The 25211-nt window shown below is 72.4% G+C and carries 14 protein-coding genes and 1 tRNA gene; 9 read left to right on the top strand and 6 right to left on the bottom strand.

From position 1 onward, the window contains the following. Positions 1 to 287 precede the first annotated feature (287 nt). Both P8S73_RS03260 and P8S73_RS03255 read left to right on the top strand, forming a co-directional pair. The gene (locus P8S73_RS03260; RefSeq protein ID WP_396350505.1) at positions 288 to 3839 is read left to right on the top strand and encodes a PD-(D/E)XK nuclease family protein; all 3552 of its coding nucleotides are present in this window, start codon (positions 288 to 290) and stop codon (positions 3837 to 3839) included. Beyond that, positions 3836 to 7321 (top strand): ATP-dependent DNA helicase, encoded by a 3486-nt coding sequence (locus P8S73_RS03255; RefSeq protein ID WP_102613163.1) that lies wholly within the window; start codon positions 3836 to 3838, stop codon positions 7319 to 7321. Before P8S73_RS03260 ends, P8S73_RS03255 begins: the two co-directional genes overlap by 4 nt. On the opposite strand, the gene P8S73_RS03250 is transcribed toward P8S73_RS03255, so the two are convergent. Beyond that, the gene (locus P8S73_RS03250) at positions 7270 to 8499 is read right to left on the bottom strand and encodes a macrolide 2'-phosphotransferase (protein ID WP_223246044.1); all 1230 of its coding nucleotides are present in this window, start codon (positions 8497 to 8499) and stop codon (positions 7270 to 7272) included. The two genes, P8S73_RS03255 and P8S73_RS03250, sit on opposite strands and share 52 nt — an antisense overlap. 85 nt (positions 8500 to 8584) lie before the next feature. Here P8S73_RS03250 and nudC point away from each other — a divergent pair, with 85 nt between their 5' ends. Continuing rightward, on the top strand, positions 8585 to 9559 hold the full coding sequence (nudC, locus tag P8S73_RS03245) for an NAD(+) diphosphatase (protein WP_102613161.1): 975 nt from the start codon (positions 8585 to 8587) through the stop codon (positions 9557 to 9559). Next, entirely contained in the window at positions 9553 to 11358 is a 1806-nt protein-coding gene (locus P8S73_RS03240; protein WP_102613160.1) for an ATP-dependent helicase, read from the top strand. Before nudC ends, P8S73_RS03240 begins: the two co-directional genes overlap by 7 nt. 117 nt (positions 11359 to 11475) lie before the next feature. Here the strand turns inward: P8S73_RS03240 and P8S73_RS03235 are convergent, their stop codons facing one another. Continuing rightward, on the bottom strand, positions 11476 to 13767 hold the full coding sequence (locus tag P8S73_RS03235; RefSeq protein WP_187162167.1) for an alpha/beta fold hydrolase: 2292 nt from the start codon (positions 13765 to 13767) through the stop codon (positions 11476 to 11478). Between the two features lie 228 nt (positions 13768 to 13995). Here P8S73_RS03235 and P8S73_RS03230 point away from each other — a divergent pair, with 228 nt between their 5' ends. Beyond that, the gene (locus P8S73_RS03230) at positions 13996 to 15036 is read left to right on the top strand and encodes a LacI family DNA-binding transcriptional regulator (protein WP_222707517.1); all 1041 of its coding nucleotides are present in this window, start codon (positions 13996 to 13998) and stop codon (positions 15034 to 15036) included. Positions 15037 to 15208: 172 nt separating this feature from the next. Here P8S73_RS03230 and P8S73_RS03225 read toward each other — a convergent pair whose 3' ends face one another. Further along, positions 15209 to 15931, bottom strand: coding sequence for a hypothetical protein (locus P8S73_RS03225; protein WP_102613159.1), 723 nt, complete (start codon positions 15929 to 15931; stop codon positions 15209 to 15211). 282 nt (positions 15932 to 16213) lie between these two features. Between P8S73_RS03225 and P8S73_RS03220 the strand changes: the two genes are divergently transcribed. Next, on the top strand, positions 16214 to 16792 hold the full coding sequence (locus P8S73_RS03220; protein WP_223246043.1) for a M48 family metallopeptidase: 579 nt from the start codon (positions 16214 to 16216) through the stop codon (positions 16790 to 16792). Between the two features lie 48 nt (positions 16793 to 16840). Here the strand turns inward: P8S73_RS03220 and P8S73_RS03215 are convergent, their stop codons facing one another. Further along, positions 16841 to 18319: a zinc-dependent metalloprotease gene (locus P8S73_RS03215; RefSeq protein WP_102613158.1), complete on the bottom strand. Its 1479-nt coding sequence runs from the start codon at positions 18317 to 18319 to the stop codon at positions 16841 to 16843. 190 nt (positions 18320 to 18509) lie between these two features. Here P8S73_RS03215 and P8S73_RS03210 point away from each other — a divergent pair, with 190 nt between their 5' ends. The 3 genes from P8S73_RS03210 (at position 18510) to P8S73_RS03200 (ending at position 22868) form a co-directional block, all read left to right on the top strand. Continuing rightward, positions 18510 to 19616 carry a PDZ domain-containing protein gene (locus tag P8S73_RS03210; RefSeq protein WP_039101759.1) on the top strand — a complete coding sequence of 369 codons (1107 nt, stop codon included), beginning with the start codon at positions 18510 to 18512 and terminating at the stop codon, positions 19614 to 19616. A gap of 104 nt (positions 19617 to 19720) precedes the next feature. After that, on the top strand, positions 19721 to 22687 hold the full coding sequence (locus P8S73_RS03205; RefSeq protein WP_102613157.1) for a UPF0182 family protein: 2967 nt from the start codon (positions 19721 to 19723) through the stop codon (positions 22685 to 22687). 104 nt (positions 22688 to 22791) lie between these two features. Beyond that, positions 22792 to 22868 (top strand) — tRNA-Met (locus tag P8S73_RS03200). Positions 22869 to 23011: 143 nt separating this feature from the next. Here P8S73_RS03200 and P8S73_RS03195 read toward each other — a convergent pair. Then, positions 23012 to 23440 (bottom strand): hypothetical protein, encoded by a 429-nt coding sequence (locus P8S73_RS03195; protein ID WP_124109274.1) that lies wholly within the window; start codon positions 23438 to 23440, stop codon positions 23012 to 23014. Between the two features lie 149 nt (positions 23441 to 23589). After that, positions 23590 to 25209 carry a helicase HerA-like domain-containing protein gene (locus tag P8S73_RS03190; protein WP_102613155.1) on the bottom strand — a complete coding sequence of 540 codons (1620 nt, stop codon included), beginning with the start codon at positions 25207 to 25209 and terminating at the stop codon, positions 23590 to 23592. Positions 25210 to 25211 lie beyond the last annotated feature (2 nt).

The following is a 25211-nucleotide window of genomic DNA, read 5'->3' as shown; positions in this document are numbered from 1 at the left end:
CCCGGCTTTGACGGGCCCGGCCCGGTTGATCCCGACCCGTGTGGTGCTGGCCCGGTCGATCCGTCACGGGGATCCTCGGTGGTTCCGGGGACCGGATCGAAGAGCGAGGGCTGCTCGGGCGCCGGTTCGGCGCCAGCGGCGGCACCCGGGGCGGCGGGCGGCTCCGGGGCGTCGAAGAGGGCGGGCTGGGCGGCGTCGTCGGAGTGGTTCGGGGAGGACATGGCACCACGGTACTGGGTGTGACCCACGCCCTTATGCGTGTCGGAGGCACGTGGTGGGATGAGCCCATGCGAACGCAGCGAGAAGCCTCCTGGCGTGTCCTCCCGCCACGCGGCACGGACACCGCCCAGGTGCCCGTGGAGCTGGACCCCGCGCAGCGGACGGTGGTGGACCTGTCGGCCGGGCACGGCCCCGTGCTGGTGCTCGGAGCGCCCGGAACGGGGCGCAGCACCGTGGTCGTCGAGGGGGTGGCGCGTCGGATCGCCGCGGGCACGGACCCCCAGCGGATCCTCGTGCTGACTCCCTCCCGCGAGTCCGCGGCCACGCTGCGGGACCTCGTGAGCCGCCGGGCCGCGGCCACCATCAGCACCCCGCTGGTTCGGGCCTGGCAGGCGTACGCCTTCGACGTCCTGCGTCGCGCGCAGTCGGAGGGGCTCATGCCGGGCATCGACCTCCCCCCGGTGCTGCTGTCCGGGCCGGAGCAGGACGCTTTCCTCGCGGACATGATGCGCGGTCACGCCGCTGGTCTCGGCGGCTCCGTGGTGTGGCCCGCGGACCTTCAGGACGCGCTCGGCACGCGGGGATTCCGCGGTCAGCTGCGGGAGCTGTTCGACCGCATGAACGAGTACCGCGTGGAACCCGAGCAGCTCGCCGCGTGGGCCGAGCCCCTCGGCCACCCGGAGTGGCGCACCGCGGCCGCGTTCCGCACCGAGTACCAGCAGGTCCGGGCGCTGCGCATGCCCAACGTCTTCGACCCCTCCGAACTGGTGGACCGCGCCGCCCGTGTCCTCGAGGAGAACCCCGAGTTCCTTGCGCGGGAGCAGCAGCGCCTGGACGTGGTCGTGGTGGACGACCTGCAGGAGGCCACCCGCTCCGTGCACCGGCTGATCGGCGTGCTGTGCCGCGGTCAGGACGCGGTGCTCACCGCCAATCCGGACACCACGGTGCAGGGGTTCCGCGGGGCACGCCCCGAGGCGCTGCGCACCCTGGAGGACCGCGTGGGGACACCCGCTCGCCCCGTCCAGCGCCTGCACCTGCACACGAGCCACCGCATGTCCCGTGCCGTCAATGAGGCGTGGCAGCGCGTGGCGCGGGCCGTTCCCGTTGTGGCGGGAGCACGCACCGACAGAGCACCGGAGCAACCGGCCGACCCGGAAGCCGAACCCTCAGCTGATCCCCCCGCCGGTCCTCCGGACGAGCACGCCGCCGGCGTCGCCGCATCCGTGGCCCCCGCGGCTACGGCCGCACGCGCGGTCGCACCGGACGGGGTGCGGGTGGCCACGTTCGAGTCGCCCACGGCCCAGTCGCGCTGGTGCGCGGACCACTTCCTGCGGCTCCACGTGCTGCACGGCGTCCCCTACCGGGACATGGCGGTGATTGTGCGCAGCGGCCCGCAGCTGTCCGCGCTCACCCGGCAGCTCTCGTCCCTGGGTGTTCCCACCACCACGTCCGCCGCGGAGACCCCGTTGCGTGACGAGCCCGCGGTGATTCCGCTGCTGGACGCCCTCCGGCTGCTCCTGGCGGCGCAGGAGCTGCCCGGCGACCATCACCAGGTTGAGGGCCCATCCCCGTCCGGTGGGGCGGACGACTCACCACCGCGGGAGACGGACCAGACCGGGGACGCAGACACGCCGCACGAGGAGTCAGCCGCCCGCGACGAGCAGACGAGCCCGCGCACCGTGCTCACCGCTGCCACGGCGGTCTCCCTGCTGACCTCGCGGATCGGTGGCGCCTCCCCCATGGAGGTGCGCCGCATCCGGCAGCGGCTGCGCGGCTACGAGCTGCGCACGGGCGGGGGGCGCACGAGCGACGACCTCCTCGTCCAGGCCCTCGGGGACGGCGTCCTGCTGGAGCTCGCCGAGGTCCGTTCCGACGCCGCCGCTCGGGTCGCCGACATGCTCGAGGCCGGGCAGGCCGCGCTGGACGCTCCCGGTGCCACCGCGGAGTCCGTGCTGTGGGCGCTGTGGGAGGCCTCGGGAGTGGGGCCGCGCTGGCGGCGTCGTGCGCTGGCCGGGGGAGCGGAGGCCGTGCGGGCGGACCGGGACCTGGACGCGGTGGTCGGGCTGTTCGAGGCCGCCGAGCGCTTCGTGGACCAGGTTCCCGGGGCCACCGCTCGGGCGTTCATGGACTACATGGACCACCAGGAGCTGCCCATGGACACCCTCGCGGCCAGGGCACCCGCGGAGGACAACGTGTCCGTCACCACCCCCGCCGGGGCCGCGGGAAGGGAATGGGCGCACGTGGTCGTGGCCGGCGTCCAGCAGGGGGTGTGGCCCAACACCGCCCTGCGCGGGCAGCTGCTCGGCACGGAGGTCCTCACGGACGCGCTGGACCACGGCCCCGAGCAGGCCACGCGGCTCGGTGCCGTGGACCGGTTGCGCCAGGTGCGCTTCGACGAGCTGCGCCAGTTCGCCACGGCCGTCTCCCGCGCCCGCACGAGTCTCACCGTCACGGCGGTGGCCACCCAGGACGAGCAGCCGTCCGAGTTCGTGGATCTCGTGGCACTGGGCCGCGGTGAGGAGACGGGCATCGCCGTCGAGGCGCTCGACGCTCCGGAACCGCTCACCCTGCGCCAGCTGACCGGCACCCTGCGGCGGACCCTCCACGCGGAGGACGTGCCCAAGATCCACCGGGAGGCGGCCGCGCGGCTGCTCCACGAGTTCGCCACGGCCGAGGACCCCGTGGCGGGCGCCGCACCCGAGCAGTGGTGGGGAGTGAACCCCCTGACCACGGAAGATGCGCTGTTCGACCCCGAGGAGGCCGTCCGGGTGTCACCCTCCAAGATCGAGACCGTGCACCGCTCGCCCCTGGACTGGTTCGTGAGCGAGGCCCGCGCCACGGAGACCACGGACCTCAAACGCGGGTTGGGCACTCTCGTGCACGACATCGCCGAGCACATGCCGGACGCGGACGCCGTGGAGCTGATCGCGGAACTGCGTCGCCGGTGGCCCTCCCTCGGGATGCCCGAGGGGTGGACCGGTGCGCAGGAGCTCGAACGCGCCGAGACCATGCTGCGGAAGTTCGCGCAGTACGCCCGGGAGATGCGCACGCAGCACGAGCGCGAGCTGGTCGCGGTGGAGGGGAGCTTCCAAGTTCTCGTGCGCAACCCCGCGCGGGACGCGCTGCTCACGGGGCGGGTGGACCGCCTGGAGGTGGACGCCCACGGCCGCCACGTGGTGGTGGACCTGAAGACCGGCAAGCACAAGCCCACCAAGGACGACATCCCCGAGCACCCGCAGCTCGCCGCCTACCAGGTGGCACTCCAGGCCGGTGCCGGGCAGGCCATGCAGGACAGCGTTCAGAGCGAGGACCTGCACGGCACGGACCGTCCCGAGCGGATCGAGCTGCCCGAGGGCACGGTGCTCACGCAGCCGGGAGGAGCGCTGCTCGTCCAGCTCGGTGACGCCGCCGCCAGGCCCGGCGTCCAGCAGCAGGACCCGCTGGACGAGGACCACCAGTGGGCCCGGGAACTCATCGCCCAGGCGGCGCTGCTGATGGCCGGGACCCAGTTCGAGGCCCGCCACACCGCGGAGCAGGAGAACGGCGGCCACGGCAGATCGTGCGCGGTGCCGTGGTTGTGCCCGTTGTGCGCGCAGGGCAGACAGGTGACGGAGAAATGACCATGCAGGACTTCACCCCGGGGGACATCAGGTTCTCCCCGCAGGACATCGCCGAGGCCCTCGGGGAGCACCCGCCCACGGAGCAGCAGGCCGAGGTCATCGCCTCGCCCCTCACACCGCGGCTCGTGGTGGCCGGTGCCGGTTCCGGCAAGACCACCACCATGTCCGACCGCGTCACCTGGCTGGTGGCCAACGGGCTGGTGCGTCCCGAGGAGATCCTGGGCGTCACCTTCACCCGAAAGGCCGCCGGTGAGCTCTCGCAGCGGATTGCCACGAAGATCCGCAGGCTGCGCAGCACGGGTCTGCTCGCAGAGCCCGAGGAGGACGAGGACGCTCCGGGGGCCGTGCAGGAGCCCACCGTGAGCACCTACCACTCCTACGCGAACTCCCTGGTGCGCAGCTACGGGCTGCGGCTGGGCATCGAGTCGGACACGGTGCTGCTCGGGCAGGCCCAGACGTGGCAGCTGGCGAGCGATCTGGTGCGCGGCTGGGACGGTCCCCTGCCCGAGTCGGTCCCCGCCGTGGACACCCTGACCGGGGGACTCATCACCCTGTCGTCGGAGGCCTCCGAGCACCTGGTGGAGGCCCGCCGGATCCGCGAGTTCGTCCAGCGCTTCCGGGTGGCGTGCCAGGACGTCCCGCCGGACGGCCGCAAGAAGTCCCCGGGGGACAAGGTGGTGAAGGCCTTGTCCCGCATGGAGCAGACGGATGTCCTCGCGCAGCTGGTGGAACGCTTCCACGCCGTCAAGCGTCAGGAGTCGGCGCTGGACTACGGCGACCTGCTGTCCCTGGCGGCGCGCATCGTCCGGGTGGACCCGCACGCGCGGACCGTGGAGCGGGACCGCTTCAAGGTCGTGCTGCTGGACGAGTTCCAGGACACCTCGCACGCCCAGCTGGCGCTGTTCTCCGGTCTCTACGGGGACGGGCACTGCGTCATGGCCGTGGGCGATCCGCAGCAGTCGATCTACGGCTTCCGCGGCGCCTCGTCCGGGCAGCTGTTCAGTTTCGTGGAGAACTTCCCGCTCCGCGGGGCGGACGGTCACTCCCGGTACGCCCCCACGAGCTTCCTCACCACCGCGTGGCGCAACAGCCTGGCCGTCCTGGACGTGGCCAACGCCGTGGCCGCCCCGCTGCGCACGGCACCGTCCTGGAGCCGGTCCGCCGCGTCCGTGGAGGTGCCCCCGTTGGATCCCGCCCCCGGCGCGGTCCGCGGACGCGTGCGGGTGAGCCGCTACCTCACGGACACGGAGGAGGCCCAGGCCACCGCCGGGCTGATCCACGAGCAGCGGGCCGCCCACGAGGGCCAGCCTCTCGAGGAGATGCCCACCATGGCCGTGCTGTGCCGCCGCAGGGCGCAGTTCGAGCCCCTGAGGCTGGAGCTCGAGGCTCTCGACATCCCCTACGAGGTCGTGGGGCTGGGCGGGCTGCTGCACACGCCGGAGGTCAGCGACGTCGTGGCCATGCTGCACGTGCTCACGGACCCGGGCCGTTCGGACGCCCTGGCCAGACTGCTCGCGGGGGCGCGCTGGCGTCTCGGCGCGCGGGACCTCGCCGCGCTGGGGGACTGGGCGGCCGAGCTGGAACGGCGGCACGAACGCGCCGCGCGAGGCGAGGAGCCCACCCCCTCGGAGACCGGGGCCCCAGGAACCCGGGACACCCCCACGGGCGAGGACGCCGGCGACGTGGTGATGGCCGATGCCGTGGACGGCTCCAGCCTGATCGAGGCGCTCGAGACCCTCCCGCGTGACGGCTGGGTGTCCTCGCGGGGCCGCAGCATCACCCCGGAGGGCATGCGTCGGCTCCGGTCGCTGCTTGCGGACGTCAAGGCCCTGCGGGAGGTGCTCGGGGACGAGCTGACCACCGTGATCCACGAGGTGGAGACGGTGCTCGGGCTGGACATCGAGCTGGCCGCGCTGCCCGGGGAGGATCCCGCGACCGCGCGGCGCAACCTGGACGCCTTCACGGACCAGGCGGTGCAGTTCTCGGCCACCACGCGCACCCACGACGTCGCGGCGTTCCTCGCCTGGCTCGAGGCCGCGTCCCGGGAGGAGAACGGTCTGGACCTGCCGCCCTCCCACACCCGGCACGACGCCGTCCAGCTGCTCACGGTCCACGCCTCCAAGGGCCTGGAGTGGGACCACGTCTACGTTCCGGGGCTGAACCAGGACGACTTCCCGTCCAAGAACTCCTCCGCGTGGACGGGGGACGCCGCCAAGCTCCCCTGGCCGCTGCGCGGCGACGCGTCGCAGCTGCCGGAGTGGGCACCGCGGGTGGATGACGTGCGGGAGCTCGAGGCGTCGTTCGCGGAGTTCACCGAGGACGTGGCCGAGCACGACCTGGGGGAGGAACGCCGCCTGGCCTACGTGGCCTTCACCCGCGCCAAGACGCTGCTGGAACTCTCCGGTTCGGTGTACCGCGGCACCGGCAAGAAGCCCAAGGCGGTCTCGCCGTTCCTGGAGGAGGCCAGGGACATGGCGGAGGCCGCCACCCCGGGGTTCGAGGAAGGACCGTGGGCTGACGGTTCCGAGGCGGACGGCAACCCCCAGCTCGACACCCGGGTCAGCGCCCTCTGGCCCTACGACCCCCTGGAGGGCCCCACAATCACCCGCACCTCACGGGACGCGGACGGCAGGCTCACCGAAACGGTTCTGCCACCGGCACACGCGGGCCGCCGCGCACGGGCGGAGGCGGCCGCGCAGGCCGTGCGGGAGGGAGGCTTCCCGGAGCTGCGCGAGCTCTCGGACGAGGAGCTTGCCTCTGGACCCGAGGGCGCCACCGTGCGGCGGTGGCGGCACGAGGCCGAGCTGCTGCTCGCGCGACGCGCCGACCCCGACCGCCCGCGCACCGTGCACATGCCCTCGCACGTCTCGGCATCCGCACTCGTGGCCATGGACAGCGATCCCGAGGGGTTCGTCAGCGGGCTGCGCCGTCCAATGCCCCGGAAACCGGGATCAGCGGCCCGGGCGGGGACCGCGTTCCACACGTGGGTGGAGAACTTCTACGGGGACGCCGCCATCTTCGACCTGGACGAGCTGCCCGGCGCGGACGACCACGTGGACGAGGACCTCGACCTTCCACGACTGACGGAGACGTTCCGGGCGAGCCCGTGGGCCACGCTGCAGCCCTTCGCGATCGAGCTGCCGGTGGAGACGCCGGTGGGTTCGCTCACGGTGCGAGGGCGGATCGACGCCGTGTTCCGCACCCAGGACGGGTGGGAACTCGTGGACTGGAAGACCGGGCGGGTCCCGCACGGCCGGGACCTGCGGCAGAAGTCCGACCAGCTCGCCCTCTACCGGCTCGCGTTCGCACGGTGGCAGGACGTCCCGGTGGAACGGGTCTCGGCAGCGTTCTACTACGTGGCGGAGGACCGTGTGGTGCGCCCCCACGACCTCGCGGACGAGGAGCAGCTCGAGCGCATCGTGGCGTCCATCTACCGTCGGGGAGGAGCGCCCGCGTCAGACGAGTCGCCCGATATTCCGTGACCGTCACCGTGACCGAGGGCTGAGCCCTCCACCTCAGGGGCACCCTCGCAGGTGGCCTCCGCGCCCTTGGTCTCCTCACCGGTGGCTTCCTCGCCGGGCCCGGACTCGTCCGCGGGGACGTGCGTGCCGGTCTGCGGCGGGTCCAGGGCGCTCGAGCCGGCCCCGGACGGGATTGGTTCGTCGAGCGGACCGGGAACCCCCGGGGAGGGGGACTCGCTGGCCCGCACGTCGCGCGCCAGCGTGTCCAGCATGCGGCGCGCGTTGTCCACCATGGACGGGATGTCCCGGTCCACGCCGCGCACCAGCCACTCGGCCAGTGCGAACTCGGCCTTGAGGTGCGCGCGGCGCAGCAGGTGGCGGTCGGGCGGCTGGACGGCGGCCACGGAGTAGGCCTCCAGCACGGTGTCCGCGAACGTGGAGTCGCTCATGCCCACGAGCCACGAGAAGTCCTCGGCGGGATCTCCCACGTGCAGGTCGCTCCACCCGGTGAAAGAGGCCAGGGACCCGTGGTTCACCGTGATGTTGTCCTCGTGCAGGTCCCCGTGCACCACGCGGGTGGAGAACTGCCACAGGGTGGTGTCCTCCATGGCCTCCTCCCAGCGGCGCAGCAGCTGGCCGGGGATCTGACCGGTGGTGGCGGCGCGGTCGAGGTCGTGGAGCATGCGCTTGCGGCACTGCTCGGCGCTGTAGGCGGGCAGGTCCGCGTCCATCACGAGCGCGCGGGGCAACGAGTGCAACGCGCCCAGGGCCCGGCCGATCTGCACGGCGATCGGCGCGCGCGGCGTGGCACTCGGGGACGGAGCGTGCAGGGGCGGCTCAGGGTGGGTGTTCTGCCGCTGCAGCTCCGCCAGGCTGAGCGTGGCACCGGGCAGGTGGGAGTACACGAAGGTGCGCAGCTCGCCCCGGGCCACGGACCCGGCCACGGAGGGCAGGTGGAACGGCAGGTGGCAGCGGATGGAGGGCGTGAAGGCCTGCAGCACCAGGTGCTCGGTCTCCAGGCGCATGCTCGCCTCGGTGGTCAGGGGACTGCGGACGCGCCAGCGCTTCCCGGCGGCGTCCTGGACCACGCAGGACCGGAAGTCCGCGGCGTCGTCGGGAGAAGGACCGGTGGCCACGGGGGCCACTCCGGGCACGGCTGCGGCGGCAATGGCGGCTAGCAATTCGGGGGTCGTTCTCACCCCGTCCACCCTACCGTCCGAGCCCTCGGCGGAGGCTGTCCACACGGCCCGTGTGGGTGTCCGGGGCCGGGTCTACAGTGGTGCGGTGATCTCATCCCAGGACCCTGCCACCCCGCCCGCGCCGCCGCTCGGCCCCGAGGACCTGCCCTTCGCCGGCCGGCCGTTCGACCGTGATGCGGTGGAGCGCGAGCACCGGGACCTCGTGGCCGCGGCAGAGGAGTCGGGCTGCGCACGGGTTCTGGTGCTCCGGGGGTCCTACGTGCCCACGACGCCGCACGGGCCGTTCCTGCCGCTGCTCACCGAGGCGCCGGCCGCCACCGGGGACCCGGCGCGTCCGGATGTGTACCTGGGCCGCACCGCGGACGGGACCCGGGTGGTTCTGCGGACCTTCCCGGAGGACGCCCAGCTGCCCGGGTTCGAGGCCGTGGCCTGGCAGGGGCTGCGCAGCCTGGCCACCACCGTGGCCCCGGAGCTGACGGCGCTGCTGGTCACGGGCCAGGCCATCGCCCTGTGGCACCGCGACCACCCCCGGTGCCCCCGGTGCGGTGCGCTCACGGAGGTGGTGCGCTCGGGCTGGGCCCGCCGCTGCCCCGAGGACGACTCCCTGCACTTCCCCCGCACGGATCCCGCGATCATCGTGGCCGTGGTGGACGACCACCCGGACCCCGCTCAGCAGCGGATCCTGCTGGGACGCTCGTCCCTGTGGAGCGGCAACAGGTACTCCACGTTTGCCGGTTTCGTGGAACCCGGCGAGTCCGCAGAACAGGCCGTGGTGCGGGAGGTGGATGAGGAGGCCGGGGTCGTCGTGGACACCGTGCAGTACCAGGGCTCGCAGCCGTGGCCGTTTCCCCGTTCGCTCATGCTGGGCTACCGCGCGGTGGCCCACACCGCGCGGGTGCACGCGGACGGCGAGGAGATCCTGGACGTGCAGTGGTTCACCCGCGAGCAGCTGCTCCACGCGGCCCGCCGGGGTGATGTCATTCTGCCGAGCCGGGTGTCCATCGCCCACGCGCTCATCGCCAGCTGGCTGGGCCAGGAGCTGCCGGAGACCGCGTGGTGAGCGCGGACGCGGTGGGGGAGCAGACCGCGGAGGAGCGGATCCTCGGGGGACTGGACCCCGAGCAGCGGGTGGTGGCCACCACGCTGCGCGGCCCGGTGTGCGTGCGGGCCGGTGCGGGCACCGGCAAGACCCGGGCCATCACCCACCGCATCGCGTGGGGGATCGCCTCGGGGGTCTACACCCCGCAGAAGACGCTCGCGCTGACCTTCACCGCGCGTGCCGCCAACGAGATGCGCCAGCGGCTTCGCGCGCTCGGTGCCCCCGGCGTGCAGGCGCGGACCTTCCACTCCGCAGCCCTTCGCCAGCTGCAGTACTTCTGGCCGCAGGCCGTGGGCGGGCCCCCGCCCGGGCTGGTGAACCACAAGGCGCGGCTGATCACGGAGGCGGGCCAGGCCATGCGCCTGTCCACGGACCGGGCCACGGTCCGGGACGTGGCCGCCGAGATCGAGTGGGCCAAGGTCTCCATGCTCACCCCGGACACCTACGGCCAGGCCGCGGAGAAGCGGGACATGCCCGCGGGCTGGGACGCGCGCACCATGCAGCGGCTCTACCAGTCCTACGAGGACCTCAAGGCGGACCGGCACCTGATCGACTTCGAGGACGTCCTGCTCATCACCGTGGGCATCCTGGAGGAGGACGAGCGGATCGCGGCGGCGGTCCACGCCCAGTACCGGCACTTCGTGGTGGACGAGTACCAGGACGTCTCGCCCCTGCAGCAGCGGCTGCTGGATGCGTGGCTCGGCTCGCGGGACGATCTCTGCGTGGTCGGGGACGCCTCCCAGACCATCTACTCCTTCACGGGCGCCACGTCCCGGCACCTGCTGGACTTCCCCGCGCGCTACCCGGGGGCCTCGGTGGTCGAGCTGATCCGCGACTACCGCTCCACCCCGCAGGTGGTGAACACCGCCAACAAGCTGCTGGCCGCGCGCCGCCCCTCCCTCGGCTCCACCCCGGACACCTGGGCCACCCCGTTGCGGCTGGTCTCCCAGCGGCCCGCTGGCCCGGAGCCCGCCTGGAACGAGTACCCGGACGACGAGGCCGAGGCCGCGGGTGTGGCCGTACGCATCCAGGACCTCATCGACGACGGTGTGGCCCCGCACGAGATCGCCGTCCTGTTCCGCACCAACGGACAGTCGCAGGCCTTCGAGGCGGCGCTCGCGGACGCGAACATCGGCTTCCAGCTGCGCGGCTCGGAGCGGTTCTTCAACCGGCCGGAGATCCGCCAGGCCATCGTGCAGATCCGCTCCGCCGCGCGCACGGCGGGCGCGGACCGCGCGGACGTGCCCCGGCAGGTGCGGGACATGCTCGGCTCCCTGGGCTATATCGAGCGGGCCCCGCGCTCCGACAGCGCCACCCGCGCCAAGTGGGAGTCCCTGCGCGCGCTCGTCTCCCTCGCGGACACCATGGCCCGCCGCGCGGCGGAGGACGGCGAGACGCTCTCACTCGCGGGGTTCGCCCAGGAGATCGAGCGCCGCGCCGCCACCCAGGAGGCGCCGGTGGTGGACGGCGTCACCCTGGCGTCCCTGCACTCGGCCAAGGGCCTGGAGTGGGACGCCGTGTTCCTGGTGGGGCTGTCCGAGGGGCTCATGCCCATCTCCTTCGCGGACACCCCGGACGCCATGGACGAGGAGCGGCGCCTGCTCTACGTGGGGATCACCCGCGCGCGGGAGCACCTCGTGTTCTCGTGGTCGCTCTCGCGCACGCCGGGCGGGCGCCCCAACCGCTCGCGCTCGCGGTTCCTCGACGCCGTCCTGCCACCGGAGCCGCGCACCCCGGCACGACGCCGCGGCGGCCGCTGAACGGGTCGGCCGCCTCCCTGCGTCGCTGGCTCGTCCGGCCCCGTTGCACCTCCCGGCGCGTCCCGCGGTCGAGGTGCGCCCGGTGATCGTGGGCCGGGACCGGCCCGGGCGGCGTCGTCAGGCGCGGTCCACGTCCGCCCAGAACTCGGTGGCCAGGCGCGCGAACTCGTCCGCCCGCTCGATCATGGGCCCGTGACCCGTGTTCCGGAAGCGGTGGGTGCGGGCCCCGAGGGCCTTCGCCCCACGGGCGAGGTGACGGAAGGGCAGCACCGTGTCCTTGTCGCCCCACACGATGAACACCGGCAGTCCCGTGGCACGCACACGAGGCACCAGGGCCGCGCGCCACCCGATCCTGACCCCCGCGGGCGTGCCCACGGAGCGCAGCATCTCGAGCATGGCCTCGGAGCCCCCGGGCCGCTGCGAGAGCCGGTGGTTGTGCGCTACCCGTTCGGGGGTCGCGAAGCGCGGGTCGTGGTACATGGCCCGTTCGGAGCGCAGGGCGCCCTTGCGGCTGGGCGCGAGGGCCCGCTCGCCCACTCCGGGGATGCTCGCGAGCCGCAGGGCGGGACTCACGCCGCGGCCGAAGCCCGCCGAGTCGACCAGCAGGAGGCTGCGGACGAGGTCGGGGCGGTCCGCGGTGAGCTGCATGGTCACCGCCCCTCCCAGCGAGTTGCCGACCACGTGCGCCGGTGCGATCCCGAGGGTCTCCACGAGCCCGGCCACCCGGGCGGCCAGGTGCTCCAGCCGCATCCCCTCGGGCGGGACCTCGGAGCCGCCGAAGCCCGGGAGGTCCACGCTCACCACGCGGTGCCCGGCGCTCAGCAGCTCGTGCTGCTCGTTCCAGTCCTTCAGGCTGCGGCCGATGCCGTGGATCAGCAGCACGGGGGTTCCCGCGCCGGTGTCCCGGTACTGCAGCCCGTTCCAGTGCTGCAGGTCGGTCTGCTCGCCGTCCGCGGCGGGGGCGAACGTGAACTCCAGCTGGTCGTCCCGCTCGGTGCCGGGGCGGAACAGGACCTTGTCCCGCAGGTAGTTCTGCCGCACGTTCCAGGCGCCGTCGGCACCTTGGCGGGGGAGCAGGTGCGCGCCGCGCTGGATGTACCCCGAGGCGAGGTCGATGAGCGGTCGCAGCCCGCTCCGGGGCCCCGAGTACCGGGGCGTCACGGCCACTGCGCCCGCGCGGTCCATGCGGTCCAGCACGCGGTGGAAGTACTCGGTCACGAGGTCCACGCGCAGCGTCCACGAGGAGTTGGTGTAGCCGATCGCGAAGGCCATGTTGGGCACTGCGTCCAGCATCATGCCCCGGTAGCTCACGTGCTGGGCCGGATCCACGGTCTCGCCGTCCACCACGAGCTCCGTGTTCCCCAGGAACTGCACGTTGAGCCCCGTGGCGGTCACGACCACGTCCGCGTCCAGGTGGCGCCCGGACGCCAGCTGGATCCCGTCCGGTGTGAAGCGCTCGATGGTGTCCGTCACGACCTCCGCGTCCTCCCCGCGCACGGCGCGGAAGAAGTCCCCGTCCGGTGCGGCGCACAGCCGCTGGTCCCACGGGTCGTACTCCGGCGTGAAGTGCTCGTCCACCGGGAAGGTGGGGCCCAGGTGCTTCACCGCACCGCGGTGCAGCAGCTCGCGCATGGCCTGCGGGCGGCGTCGGCTGAACTCGTAGACCGCCATGCCGCGGGCGATGTTGCGCCAGCGGTTGGCCGCGCCGGCCAGGCGGGGAGGCAGGCGGCGCCGCAGCCTGATGCCCGCCTCGTCCCGGCCCGGCACCGAGGCCACGTAGGAGGGGGAGCGCTGGAGCATGCTCACCCGGGCACCGCGGTCCACGAGCGAGGGGACCAGGGTGATGGCCGTGGCGCCGCTGCCGATGACCACCACGCGCCTGCCCGCCACATCCAGGTCCTCGGGCCAGTGCTGCGGGTGGACGACCGTGCCCCGGAACTCAGGGAGGGTGGGCCAGTCCGGTGTGAAGCCCTCGTCGTAGCGGTAGTAGCCGGTGGCCATGAACAGCCACCGCCCGCGCAGCCGGGAGATCTCGCCCGTGTGGACGTCCTCGTGCGTCACGGTCCAGGTGTGGGTGTCGGAGGACCACTCGGCCCGCCGCGCACGCTGCCCGAACCGGATGTCCTCCAGGACGCCGGCCTCCTCGGCGGCGGCACGGACGTACTCCAGGATGGTGTCTCCCGTGGCCAGGCTGCGCTCGCCGGTCCACGGGCGGCTGCGGTAGCCGAACGTGGCCATGTCCGAGTCCGAGCGGATACCGGGGTAGCGGAAGAGGTCCCAGGTCCCGCCGATGTCGTCCCGTGCCTCCCGGACGGCCACGGTGCGGCCCGTCCCGGCCAGTTCCCGCGCGGCCCCGATGCCGGAGATCCCCGCGCCGACGATGATGACGTCGACCTCGTGCGTGCTCATGCCGTCCTCCAACTGCCTGTGCTGTGGTGTGGCACGACGCCGCGGCGCGTGGGCCCCGCCCCGCGGCTCCGGGGTGGCCTCGTCGAGCACCGGCCGGTGACCCGCTCCCGCCCGCCGGGCCGGAGCCTCACGATGGGTACTAACGCGCGTTAGTGTCGTGGACGTCGAGTGTAACAGCTCACATCCCCGGCCTGGCAGGGCCGGTGCCAACCGGCCGGCCACTAGCATGTGGGCATCGACACCCACGGAGAGCACATCAGCATGGACGGCGGCAGCACCCCCGCACGGCGGGCCACGAGCGCGGACGTGGCGCGTCTCGCCGGGGTCTCGCGGACCACCGTGAGCTTCGTGCTCAACGACACTCCAGCGCAGTCCATCTCCGCCGAGACCCGGCGTCGCGTCCTCGACGCCGCCCACAGCCTCTTCTACGCACCGTCCGCGGAGGCCCGCGCACTGAGCAGCGGGCGCTCCACGTCCGTGCTCCTGTACCTGCCACCCGCGGGTTCCCTGTCCGAGGACATCGGGGACATCATCGAGCGGCTGTCCGTGCTGTTCGAGGAGGCGGGCCTGTCCATGGTGATCCACGCGTGGACCCGCCGCCCCGCCACGCACGTGTGGTCCTCCGTGACCCCGGCGGCCGTGCTCGCGTGGGACCTCGCGGACGACGACGCGCAGCGGATGCGCCGCAACGGCGTCCGCGGGGTGGTCTCCTGGACCGGTTCGGACAGCATGGGCCGGTGGATCACGGGTCCGCGCGAGGAGGACATCGCCCGGGCCCAGGTCGGTCGCCTCAGGGCCGCCGGCCATGAGCACCTGGGGTACGCGGTGACCGGCGGGGACCACATGCACGGTGTCTCCCAGTGGCGCTACGCCGTGCTGCGCCGTGAGTGCGAGGCCCAGGGGCTGCCCGGACCGCGGCTTCTCCCCGTTCCGCCCGATCCCCGGGGCGCCGCCGAGGTCCTGCGCGCCTGGCGGGCCGAGGATCCCGGGGCCTCCGGGGTGTGCGCGCACGACACCACCGCCGCACTCGCCGTCCTGGCCGGGATGCGCGCGCTGGGCTGGTCCGCGCCCCGGGACCTGGGGATCGTGGGGGTCAACGACTCCCCGGCCGCCGCCCTCGCGGATCCGCCGCTCACCATGGTGGCCCTGGACACGGACGTCACGGCCCGGCACATCGTGGCCGTGATCACCGCGCTGGTCCGGGGAGAGCCGGAGCCTCCCGCACCACCCACGGGCGGGGCGTCGATCGTGGACCGCGAGTCGGTCTGACAACGTCCGCGGACACGGGCGGGTGCGATGCTCCGGGCCGGCCGGCGGCCTGCAACTCAGTCGCCCGTGGGCGCGTGGGGACGTGGCGCTCGGGTGGGGGTGTTGCGGCCGTGTGCCCCGCGGTGGGCTGAGCCACTGCTGAACGCGTGCGGACCGGAGCGGCGGAGTGGTCTCAGCCACCCGTGAACGCGAGGGCGCACAGGCACCCGGGGTCGGGCGCCAGACGGGTCCGAGCGAGGCCTCTGCGGAGCACGAGCATGTCCGACGGGTGGCCGTCCGCCGCCAGGGAGGGTGCGGCTGCGGCGTCGCCCGCGAGGGCCAGACCAAGCAGCTGCCCGGCGACCTCGCCGGCCACCACGGTGCGCGTGATCGCCGCCAGGGCCGAGCTCGCCCCCGGCGGGATCGGATCCGCACCCTCGGGTGCGGCACGACGGACCAGACGCCGTGACTCGCGGGCCGCCGCCACCAGGCACCCGCGGCACGGGCGGTGGGCCCAGTCCGTGGCCGGCCACGTCACGGCGCTCGCGCCGTCCGTCACGAGGTGCAGGGAGGTCAGGGCGCCGTCGAGAGGGGGATCCTCCGGCTCCACGAGGTCGGTCACGAGGTCACCGGCCACGGCGCCCGCGCGCAGCACGACGGCGGCGGGGACAGCCGCGGAGGGGAAGAGCTCCGGTGCGCTGAGCGGCACGCAGCGGGCGGCTCGGCGGCGCAGCTCCCGGCGCAGCACCAGCTCGCGCGGCTGCCCCTCCGACTCTGCGGGATACGGACCGTGGCGGATGTCCGCGACGGACACGGGTGCGGGGTCGTGAATGTTGAGCAGGCATACGCCCGCCTCCGCGAGCCGGAGGCACACGGCAGCTGCCAGGGGGTCCAGACCGGAGACGAAGACGTGCACCTCGTCGACAGCCGGAGGGGAGCAGAGCTCCGGCGGGTGCTCACGTCCTGCCGGCCGCCGGCCAGTGGTGGGGGACCCGGAAGCGCCCCGCACGCGGAGCGCAGGCGCGCGCCCCGGCCCGGGGGGAGCGCTCGGTGCTGCGGCCGGGACGACGGTCTGAACGGGTGGACGGGTCATCCTCCCAGGGTGCTCGTGGCGGCCGCCGTCCGCCGGGCGGTCCACGGAATCCACAGCGCGGGTGCCGGTTCGCCCGCCGCGGGACCACAGTGGTGAACTGGGAGCATGCCCCGACCACGAGCCAGAGCGAGTCAGCCCCCTGAGGACCTGCCGGAGATCATCGTGCAGCGCAGCAGCCGCCGCACCAAGACCGTGAACGCGCACTTCAGCGGGGACGCCGTGGTCCTCGCCGTGCCCCAACGGGCCACCCGCGCCCAGATCGCGCACTGGAGCGCGACCCTGGTGCCCCGCGTGGTGGCCAAGCGCCGGGCGGCGGAGGCGGCCGCACGCACCCGGCACTCGGACGAGGCGCTCGCCCAGATGGCCGAGCGGCTGTCCCGCACCCACCTGGAGGGCCGCGCCCGGCCCACGAGCATCACGTGGTCCACGCGTCAACACACCCGCTGGGGATCGGCCACCCCGAGCACCGGGAGCATCCGGATCTCCCGCCGCCTCGCGGACGCGCCCGAGTGGGTCCTGGAGACCGTGGTGCTCCACGAGCTCGTCCACCTCCTCGAGGCGCACCACAACGACCGCTTCTGGGAGATGGCCCGACGGCACCCGCGAGCGCACGACGCCGCCCAGTTCCTGGACGGCGTCGCATGGGCGGAGCGCCACCCCGCAGAGGATCCCGACCGGGGGTGAGGCGCCCCGTGGGCGGGCCCCGTGGGGGTCAGGACCTCCTGACCGGGGTCAGTTCTCGTCCGGGGTGGTGCCGGGGTCGTCCTGGTCGTCGTCACCCGCGTGGCCGGCGCTCCCGTCCGCGTCCGGATTCCGGGAGGTTCCCCGCGGATCGTCGTCGCCCTGGGCGGGGGAGTCCGTGCCGGGTTCCTGGCCGGCCTCGTAGCCGCCGGCCAGCAGCTTCTCGAGCGCGGCGTCCATCTCCTCGTCACTGGCGGTGAGCAGGCCGCGGCGCTCCTCGAAGCCCTGGGGGTCGTCGAGGTCCTCATTGGTGGGCAGCAGCTCGGGGGACTCCCAGAGGCTGTCCCGCTCGGTGATCCCGCGCTGCTCGGCCACGTAGTCCCAGAACGTGGCAGCCTCGCGCATCCGGCGGGGCCGCAGCTCGAGACCCACCAGGGAGCCGAAGGTGCGCTCGGCGGGCCCGCCCTCCGCGCGGCGTCGGGCCATCATCTCGGTGAGCGCCGGGGCGGACGGGATGTTCACGGTGGAGGCCACCGTGACCCTGTTGACCCAGCCCTCCACGAGGGCGAGCACCGTCTCCAGCCGGGCGAGCGTGGCCTCCTGCTGCGGGGTCATCTCGGGGCTGAACACACCGGAGGCGAGCGCGTCCTGGACGCCGGAGGGGTCGGTGGGGTCCAAATCCCTGGCGATGGACTCGATGCGCTCCATGTCGATGTGGATCTCGGAGGCGAACGCCGTGATGAGATCCAGCACGTGCTGGCGCAGCCACGGGACGCCGTGGAACAGGCGGGCGTGCGCCGCCTCACGGATGGCCAGGTAGAGCAGGACGTCCGAGGCGGGCAGGTCCAGCCCCTCACTGAACTCGGCGATGTTGGAGGGGACCAGAGCGGTGCGCTTCGCCGCGAGCGGGATGCCCACGTCCGAGGAGGAGAGCACCTCGCAGGACAGCCCGCCCACGGCCTGCCCCAGCTGCATGCCGAACATCATGGATCCGGCCCCGGAGAGCATCCCGGACAGGTCCGCCCCGCCCATGGCCTGGGAGAGCTCGGGCGGCAGCTGCTGGGTGAGCGCCTCGGACATGGCCTGGGAGACGGAGGCGGCCACGGGTGCGGACATCTCCTTCCAGGTCTCCCACGTGGCCTCGATCCACTCGGCGCGCGCCCACGCGGCGGGCATCACGGGGGCCTCGTCGAACGCGGTGTTGTCCTTGAGCCACAGGTCAGCAAGCTTCATGGCGTCGCTCACGGCGCCCTTCTGCTTCTCAGTCACGGAGGGGTCGCCCTTCTGGGATGCCACCTGCCGTGCGTGCTGGTTGGCCAGATCCCAGTTCACGGGCTCGTCGGAGGACGAGGAGCTCATCATGGACTGGATCTGCTGGAACATCATGGACATGGTCTGCGGGTCCACGGGCATCCCGGCCGGCATGTCGCCGGGCTTCATGGCCCCGGACCCCAGCAGACGCTCGAACATCTCCTGGAACGGGTCCTTGGGGTTCTCGCCGTTCTCGTCGTTCGGAGGATTCGAGGGCATGGGACCGCCAATCGTCGTGAAGAAAGGAGTGCTGGAACTGCCGTCCAGGATATCGGGCGGCCCCTGGGCCCCACCATCCCGCCGACCCACAGTTCGCTGATGGCTCAGGTTCCTGCGCCCGGGGCACGACGACGCCCGGGCGCGGCGGCGTCGTCGTGGGCCGGCCACGGGACGGGTACGCTGGGCCCTCGTGAAGCGCACGCAGAGCACCGGGAAGACCACGGCCGGAACCACGGCGGCCCGGGGACGGCCACGCCGGTGGTCCCTGCCCACGGTCTCGCTCGTGGCCACCTCCGCCCTGCTCGTGACGGGGGTCGTGCTGCCCGCGCCCTACGTGATCGAGGCCGCCGGGCCCACCTTCAACACCGTGGGTGCGCACCAGGACAAGCAGCTCGTGGAGATCCAGGGCGCCCCCACGTATCCCAGCGACGGCGAGCTGGACCTCACCACCGTGTACGTCACAGGTGGGCCGTCCGGGCGGATCAACTCCATCAACGCCCTGCTCGGCTGGCTGGACCCCTCCGATGCCGTGATCCCCGAGGACACCCTGTACCCGCCCGAGACCACGGGTCAGGAGGTGGACGACTCCAACGCCGCGGCCATGGCCTCGTCCCAGGACGAGTCGGTCGCGGCCGCCCTGGACTACCTGGGCACCCCGTACACCACCACGCTCAGCGTCCACGCCGTGGTCGAGGGCGGGCCCGCGCAGGGCAAGCTCCGGGCGGGGGACGAGCTGGTGTCCGTGGACGGCAGCCCGGTGACCTCCCTGGGGCAGCTGCGCTCGCACCTGGACGAGGCGGGCTCCGAGGGGGCGGACGTCACCGTGCGCCGGGACGGGGCCACCACCACGGAGCACGTGGAGCTGACCCGCGGCGAGGACGGCACGAGCTGGCAGCTGGGTGTGTACCTCGTCCCGAGCTACGACTTCCCCGTGGACGTGGAGTTCCAGCTGGAGCAGGTGGGCGGGCCCAGCGCGGGCATGATGTTCGCCCTCGGGATCATCGAGGAGCTGACCCCGGGATCCATGGCGGGGGACGAGCACATCGCAGGGACCGGCACCATCACCGCGGACGGCGCCGTGGGACCCATCGGCGGGATCCGCCAGAAGCTCGAAGGAGCGGCCGACTCCGGAGCCTCGTACTTCCTGGCACCCACCGAGAACTGCTCCGAGGTCACGGGGCACGTCCCGGAGGGACTCACGGTGGTCGAGGTCGCCACGCTCGGCGAGGCGGTGAACGCGGTGGAGCAGGCGGCGGCGGGCAACGTCTCCGGGCTCCCCAGCTGCGGAACGCGGTGACACCCCGGCCCTGAAATGTCCGCCCGCGGGGTCCACGACACCATAAGGTTGACTGTGATCATCCTCAGGTGATCGTCCGCGCCCAGGGAATTCAGAGGTAAGCAGTGACCGCCGGATCCACGTCTCCCCGCCCGTCCGAGAGGTCCGCAGCGGGCCGCCCCAAGCGCGGGGCCCTGCTGCCCACCGTGATCGCGGTGGTGGTCCTCATCGCGCTGTTCGTGGCCGCCACCCAGGTCTACACCAACGTGCTGTGGTTCGAGCAGCTCGGGTACCTGAAGGTGTTCATCACCCAGAACCTCGCCGCCATCGGCCTGTTCGTGGTCTCCGCCCTGATCGTGGCGGGTCTCATGTTCCTCAGCCTGTGGCTCGCGTACCGTCACCGCCCCCGGGGCGGTGAGGTCACGGACACCATGCGCAAGTACCAGCAGGCCCTGGACCCGGTGCGCAAGGTCGTGATGATCGCGGTGCCCGTGATCTTCGGCCTCTTCGCTGCCTCCACGGTCGCCACGCAGTGGCAGACCGTCCTGCTGTTCTTCAACCAGGAGCCCTTCGGCCAGACCGATCCCGAGTTCAACCTGGACCTCGCGTTCTACGTGTTCACGCTGCCGTTCCTGCGGCTGCTCATCGGGTTCCTGGTCACGGCGCTGCTGCTCGCCGGCGTGGCCGGTCTGCTGATGCACTACGTCTACGGCGGGATCCGCATCCACGAGCGCGGGATCAGCACCACGCGCGCCGCCCGCGTCCACCTGGGCTCGATCGTCGCGGCGTTCCTCGCCCTGCAGGCGGTGAACTTCTGGCTGGACCGCTACTCCACCCTGATCTCCGACTCCGGCAAGTGGACCGGCGCGCTCTACACGGACGTCAACGCCGTGATCCCCACCAAGGGCATCCTGGCCGTGGCCGCGCTGCTCGTGGCCATCCTCTTCGTGGTGGCCGGGATCATCGGCCGCTGGAAGCTTCCCCTGATCGGGCTGGCCATGCTGGTGGTCGTGGCCGTGGTGGCCGGTGGTCTCTACCCGTGGGCCATCCAGCGCTTCCAGGTGACCCCCACCGAGCAGGCGCTCGAGAACGAGTACATCCAGCGCAACATCGACATGACCCGCCAGGCCTACGGCCTGGACGAGACCGAGGTCACCCCGTACGACGCCACCACCCAGACGGAGAAGGGCGCACTGCGCCAGGACACGGAGACCACCTCCAACATCCGTCTGCTGGACCCCAACGTGGTCTCACCCGCGTTCGCCCAGCTGCAGCAGTTCCGCCCGTACTACCAGTTCCCCGAGATGCTCGCTGTGGACCGGTACAAGATCGAGGGCCAGATGCAGGACACGGTGATCGCTCCGCGTGAGCTGAATCCGGACCAGATCCAGGGCTGGTACAACCAGTCCGTGGTCTACACCCACGGCTACGGCGTGGTGGCCGCATACGGCTCCCGTGTGCAGGAGGACGGCAAGCCGCAGTTCATGCAGTCCGGCATCCCGTCCAAGGGCGAGATCTCCGACGACTACGAGCCCCGCATCTACTTCGGCGAGAACTCCCCGAACTACTCCATCGTGGGCGGCTCCCCGGAGGACGAGCCCCTCGAGCTGGACCGCCCCCAGACCAACGAGGGGGACGCCGCGGACGCGAAGACCACCTTCACCGGGGACGGCGGGCCCAACGTGGGCAACTGGTTCAACAAGCTGGCCTACTCGATCAAGTTCCAGTCCACGGACATGCTGCTCTCGGACGCGGTGCGCCCCGAGTCGCAGATCCTCTACGACCGCAACCCCCGTGAGCGCGTGGAGAAGGTCGCACCGTACCTCACGGTGGACGGCAAGCCCTACCCGGCGATCGTGGACAACAAGGTCGTGTGGATCGTGGACGCCTACACCACCGCCGCGTCCTACCCGTACTCCTCGCCCTCCGTGCTCCAGGAGGCCACGCAGGACACGCAGACGGCGCAGGGCACGGCCGCAGCACTTCCCAACGAGCGCGTGAACTACATCCGCAACTCGGTCAAGGCCACGGTCAACGCGTACGACGGTTCCGTGGACCTCTACGCGTGGGACGACAAGGACCCTGTCCTGAAGGCGTGGCAGAAGGTCTTCCCGGAGACCGTGAAGCCCTACTCGGAGATGTCCGCGGACCTCATGGCCCACGTGCGCTACCCCGAGGACATGTTCAAGGTCCAGCGCGAGCTGCTCAACCGCTACCACGTGACGGACGCGAACAGCTTCTACGCGAGCGACGACGTGTGGTCCGTGCCGAACGATCCCACCCAGCAGAACCAGGACGTCCCGCAGCCGCCGTACTACCTCTCCATGCGCATGCCGGGGGAGAAGGAGGCGAACTTCTCGCTCACGTCCTCCTTCATCCCGCAGCAGAACGAGACGGGCAACACCCGCAACGTGATGTACGGCTACCTCTCCGCGAACGCGGACGCCGGCACGGGCAAGGACGGTCAGAAGAGCGACGAGTACGGCAAGCTCCGGCTGCTGGAGCTGCCGCGCTCCTCCGTGGTGCCGGGCCCGGGCCAGGCGCAGAACCAGTTCAACTCGGACACGGACGTGTCCCAGGAGCTGAACCTGCTGCGCCAGGGCGCGTCCGAGGTCATCAACGGCAACCTGCTGACCCTCCCGGCCGGCGGGGGCATGCTCTACGTCCAGCCGGTCTACGTGCAGTCCTCGGGCGACGCCGCGTACCCCACGCTGCGCCGCGTGCTCGTGGGCTTCGGCGAGCAGGTCGGCTTCGCTCCCACGCTCGACGGCGCCCTGGACGAGGTCTTCGGGGGCAACTCCGGTGCCACCACGGACACCGGCGCCGGTGTGAGCGAGAAGGCGGCGGAGGCCGCCCAGGGCGGTGGCGGGGCCGGGAAGAAGGACGACTCCTCGTCGCCGAGCCCCTCGCCGTCCGGCACCCCGGCGCCGCGCTCATCCTCCCTCCAGGAGGCGCTGGACTCGGCGAACAAGGCCATGCAGGACTCGGACCAGGCCATGAAGGACGGGGACTGGGCCAAGTACGGCGAGGCCCAGGACCGGCTGCAGCGGGCCATCGAGGACGCCATGGCCCAGGACGGCGCCACGCAGTAGCACGGCCGGCACCGCACGCGAGGGGCGGCCCCCGGGAGCAGTTCCCGGGGGCCGCCCCTCGATTTGCACGACCCCCACGGCCTGCGTATAGTTGTCGATGTCGCCGCGGGGTGGAGCAGTTCGGTAGCTCGCTGGGCTCATAACCCAGAGGTCGCAAGTTCAAATCTTGCCCCCGCAACCACGAAGAAACCCGGTCCCGCAAGGAACCGGGTTTCTTGCTGTCCGGACATCTTCGCGTGCCCCGGGTGACACGCCGGGCCGCGTGTCCGGCGCAGTGGCCGCCGCAGCGCCTCGAGCGGGCACGGCAACCACCCGGAGGGGCGTTCAGAGGTCGCGACGGTGGCCGACGAGGCGCGCGGGGTTTCCCGCCCAGATCTCGTTCTCCCCGGTGGAGTTTATGAGCACGGAGTTGGCGCCCACGATCGTGCCGTTGCCGATGCGGGTGACTCCGGCGCCTCCGAGCACCACGCAGCCGGGGAACAGCACCACGTCGTCCCCCACGTGCAGCCACTCGAACGGGGAGTCCTTGCGGGGCAGGTGTGCGTCCTTGCGGCCCACCGTCACGTTCTGGTAGATCCGGACCCGCTCGCCGAGGGTGACCTCGGGGTAGACCACGCTGCCCATGCCGTAGTGCACGAGCCGCAGGTCCTTGCCGCCCTGCACCCCCGCGGGGATGGAGATGTTCAGGGGAAGCAGCGCCAGACGCGCCCAGCGGTGCTTGCGAAGTGCCACGAGTTTTTCAGGAAGTCCCATGTCAGACCACAGTAATCGAGTGCGGGACACCTCCGTCCGCCGTGACGGACGGAGCGTCCGGCTCCCGCGAGTCACGGCCCGCGTACGACGACGCCGCCGCGCCCCGGGTGGGGCGCCGGCGGCGTCGTGGGTGGCGGCGGGGCAGCCCGTCAGCGGCGGCGCCGGGAGGTGCCGAAGAGGGAACGGGTGATCTCCCGGCCCAGGGTGGTCCCCGCCGAGCGCATCATCGAGCGCACGGCGGGGTTGTCCATCACGGAGCCCAGGAAGCCGCCCTCGTCCTGGCGGGTGCGCCGCTGGCCCTCCTCCGGCCGACGCCGCTCGTCCGGCTCCTCGTCGCGGCGCTGCCGCGGCTCGTCCGGGTGCTCCACCGAGTGGTCCTCAGCCGCGCCCGAGTGGCCCTGCGGCCCGTCGAGACGTGCTCGCAGCAGCTCGTAGGCGGACTCACGGTCCACCGGCTGGCCGTAGGTCCCCATGAGGGGCGAGGCGCTCACGGCCGCCTCGACGTCCGCCACCGGGGCGGGCTTCATGAGGGACTGCGGGGCCCGCATCCGGGTCCACGCCACCGGGGTCGGGGCACCGCTCTCGGACAGCACCGTGACCACCGCCTCACCCGTGGCGAGCTGGGTGAGCAGCTGCTCGAGGTCGTACTCGCTGCGGGGGTAGGTGCGGGCGGCGGCCTTCAGGGCCTTGGCGTCGTCGGGAGTGAACGCGCGCAGGGCGTGCTGCACGCGGTTGCCCAGCTGCGCCAGGACGTCCGTGGGGATGTCCTTGGGGGACTGGGTCACGAAGAAGATGCCCACGCCCTTGGAGCGGATCAGCCGCACGGTCTGCTCGATGGAGTCCAGGAACTCCTTGGAGGCGTCCTCGAAGAGCAGGTGCGCCTCGTCGAAGAAGAACACGAGGTTCGGCTTCTCGGCGTCCCCCACCTCCGGGAGGTCCTGGAAGAGGTCCGCGAGCAGCCACATCAGGAACGTGGAGAACACCCGCGGCTGCTGCTGCACCGCGGCCAGTTCGAGGCACGAGACGACGCCCCGGCCGTCCTCGGTGGTGCGCAGCAGCTCGGCGGTGTCGAACTCGGGCTCACCGAAGAAGACGTCCGCCCCCTCGTTCGCGAACGTGGTGAGCTCGCGCAGGATCACCCCTGCGGTCTGCTTGGAGAGCCCGCCGATGCCCGCGAGCTCCTCCTTGCCCTCCGGGGAGGTCAGGTGAACCATCACCTCGCGCAGGTCCTTGAGGTCCAGCAGGGCGAGCCCGTTCGAGTCGGCGTAGTGGAACACCAGGCCCAGGGAGGACTCCTGCGTGGCGTTGAGCCCCAGCACCTTGGCCAGCAGAGTGGGCCCGAAGGAGGTCACCGTGGCGCGCACCGGCACACCGGGTCCCTGACCGCCCAGGCTGTAGAACTCCGTGGGGCTCGCGGTGGGAGTCCACGCCTGGCCCACGGACTGTGCGCGCTCGGCCACCTTGGGGTTGTCCTCGCCGGGCTGGGAGATCCCGCTGAGATCACCCTTGACGTCCGTGAGGAAGACGGGAACTCCCTGGGCGCTGAGCTGCTCGGCGAGCGCCTGCAGGGTCTTGGTCTTGCCGGTACCGGTGGCCCCGGCCACCAGTCCGTGGCGGTTGAGGGTGGCCAGCGGGACCCGCACCGGGGCGTCCGCGTGCGCACCGGACTCGTCCAGTGCCGCCCCGAGGTCGAGGCACGGTGCCTCCCACGCGTAGCCGGAGCGGACGGCCTCGAGCTGCTTCTGCGCCCCCGTGGGGTTCTCGGCCATTC

This window comes from Kocuria sp. ChxB (assembly GCF_044359605.1).
In the GTDB taxonomy this organism is placed as follows: Bacteria; Actinomycetota; Actinomycetes; order Actinomycetales; family Micrococcaceae; genus Kocuria; species Kocuria rhizophila.
This window is presented reverse-complemented; position numbering and strand designations above follow the sequence as displayed.

Bases quoted from the DNA above. Each gene is read 5' to 3' on its own strand.
- P8S73_RS03195 (WP_124109274.1), bottom strand. From the start codon at position 23,440: ATGGGACTTCCTGAAAAACTCGTGGCACTTCGCAAGCACCGCTGGGCG.
- P8S73_RS03220 (WP_223246043.1), top strand. From the start codon at position 16,214: ATGCCCCGACCACGAGCCAGAGCGAGTCAGCCCCCTGAGGACCTGCCG.
- P8S73_RS03190 (WP_102613155.1), bottom strand. From the start codon at position 25,209: ATGGCCGAGAACCCCACGGGGGCGCAGAAGCAGCTCGAGGCCGTCCGC.
- P8S73_RS03255 (WP_102613163.1), top strand. From the start codon at position 3,836: ATGACCATGCAGGACTTCACCCCGGGGGACATCAGGTTCTCCCCGCAG.
- P8S73_RS03215 (WP_102613158.1), bottom strand. From the start codon at position 18,319: ATGCCCTCGAATCCTCCGAACGACGAGAACGGCGAGAACCCCAAGGAC.
- P8S73_RS03235 (WP_187162167.1), bottom strand. From the start codon at position 13,767: ATGAGCACGCACGAGGTCGACGTCATCATCGTCGGCGCGGGGATCTCC.
- P8S73_RS03260 (WP_396350505.1), top strand. From the start codon at position 288: ATGCGAACGCAGCGAGAAGCCTCCTGGCGTGTCCTCCCGCCACGCGGC.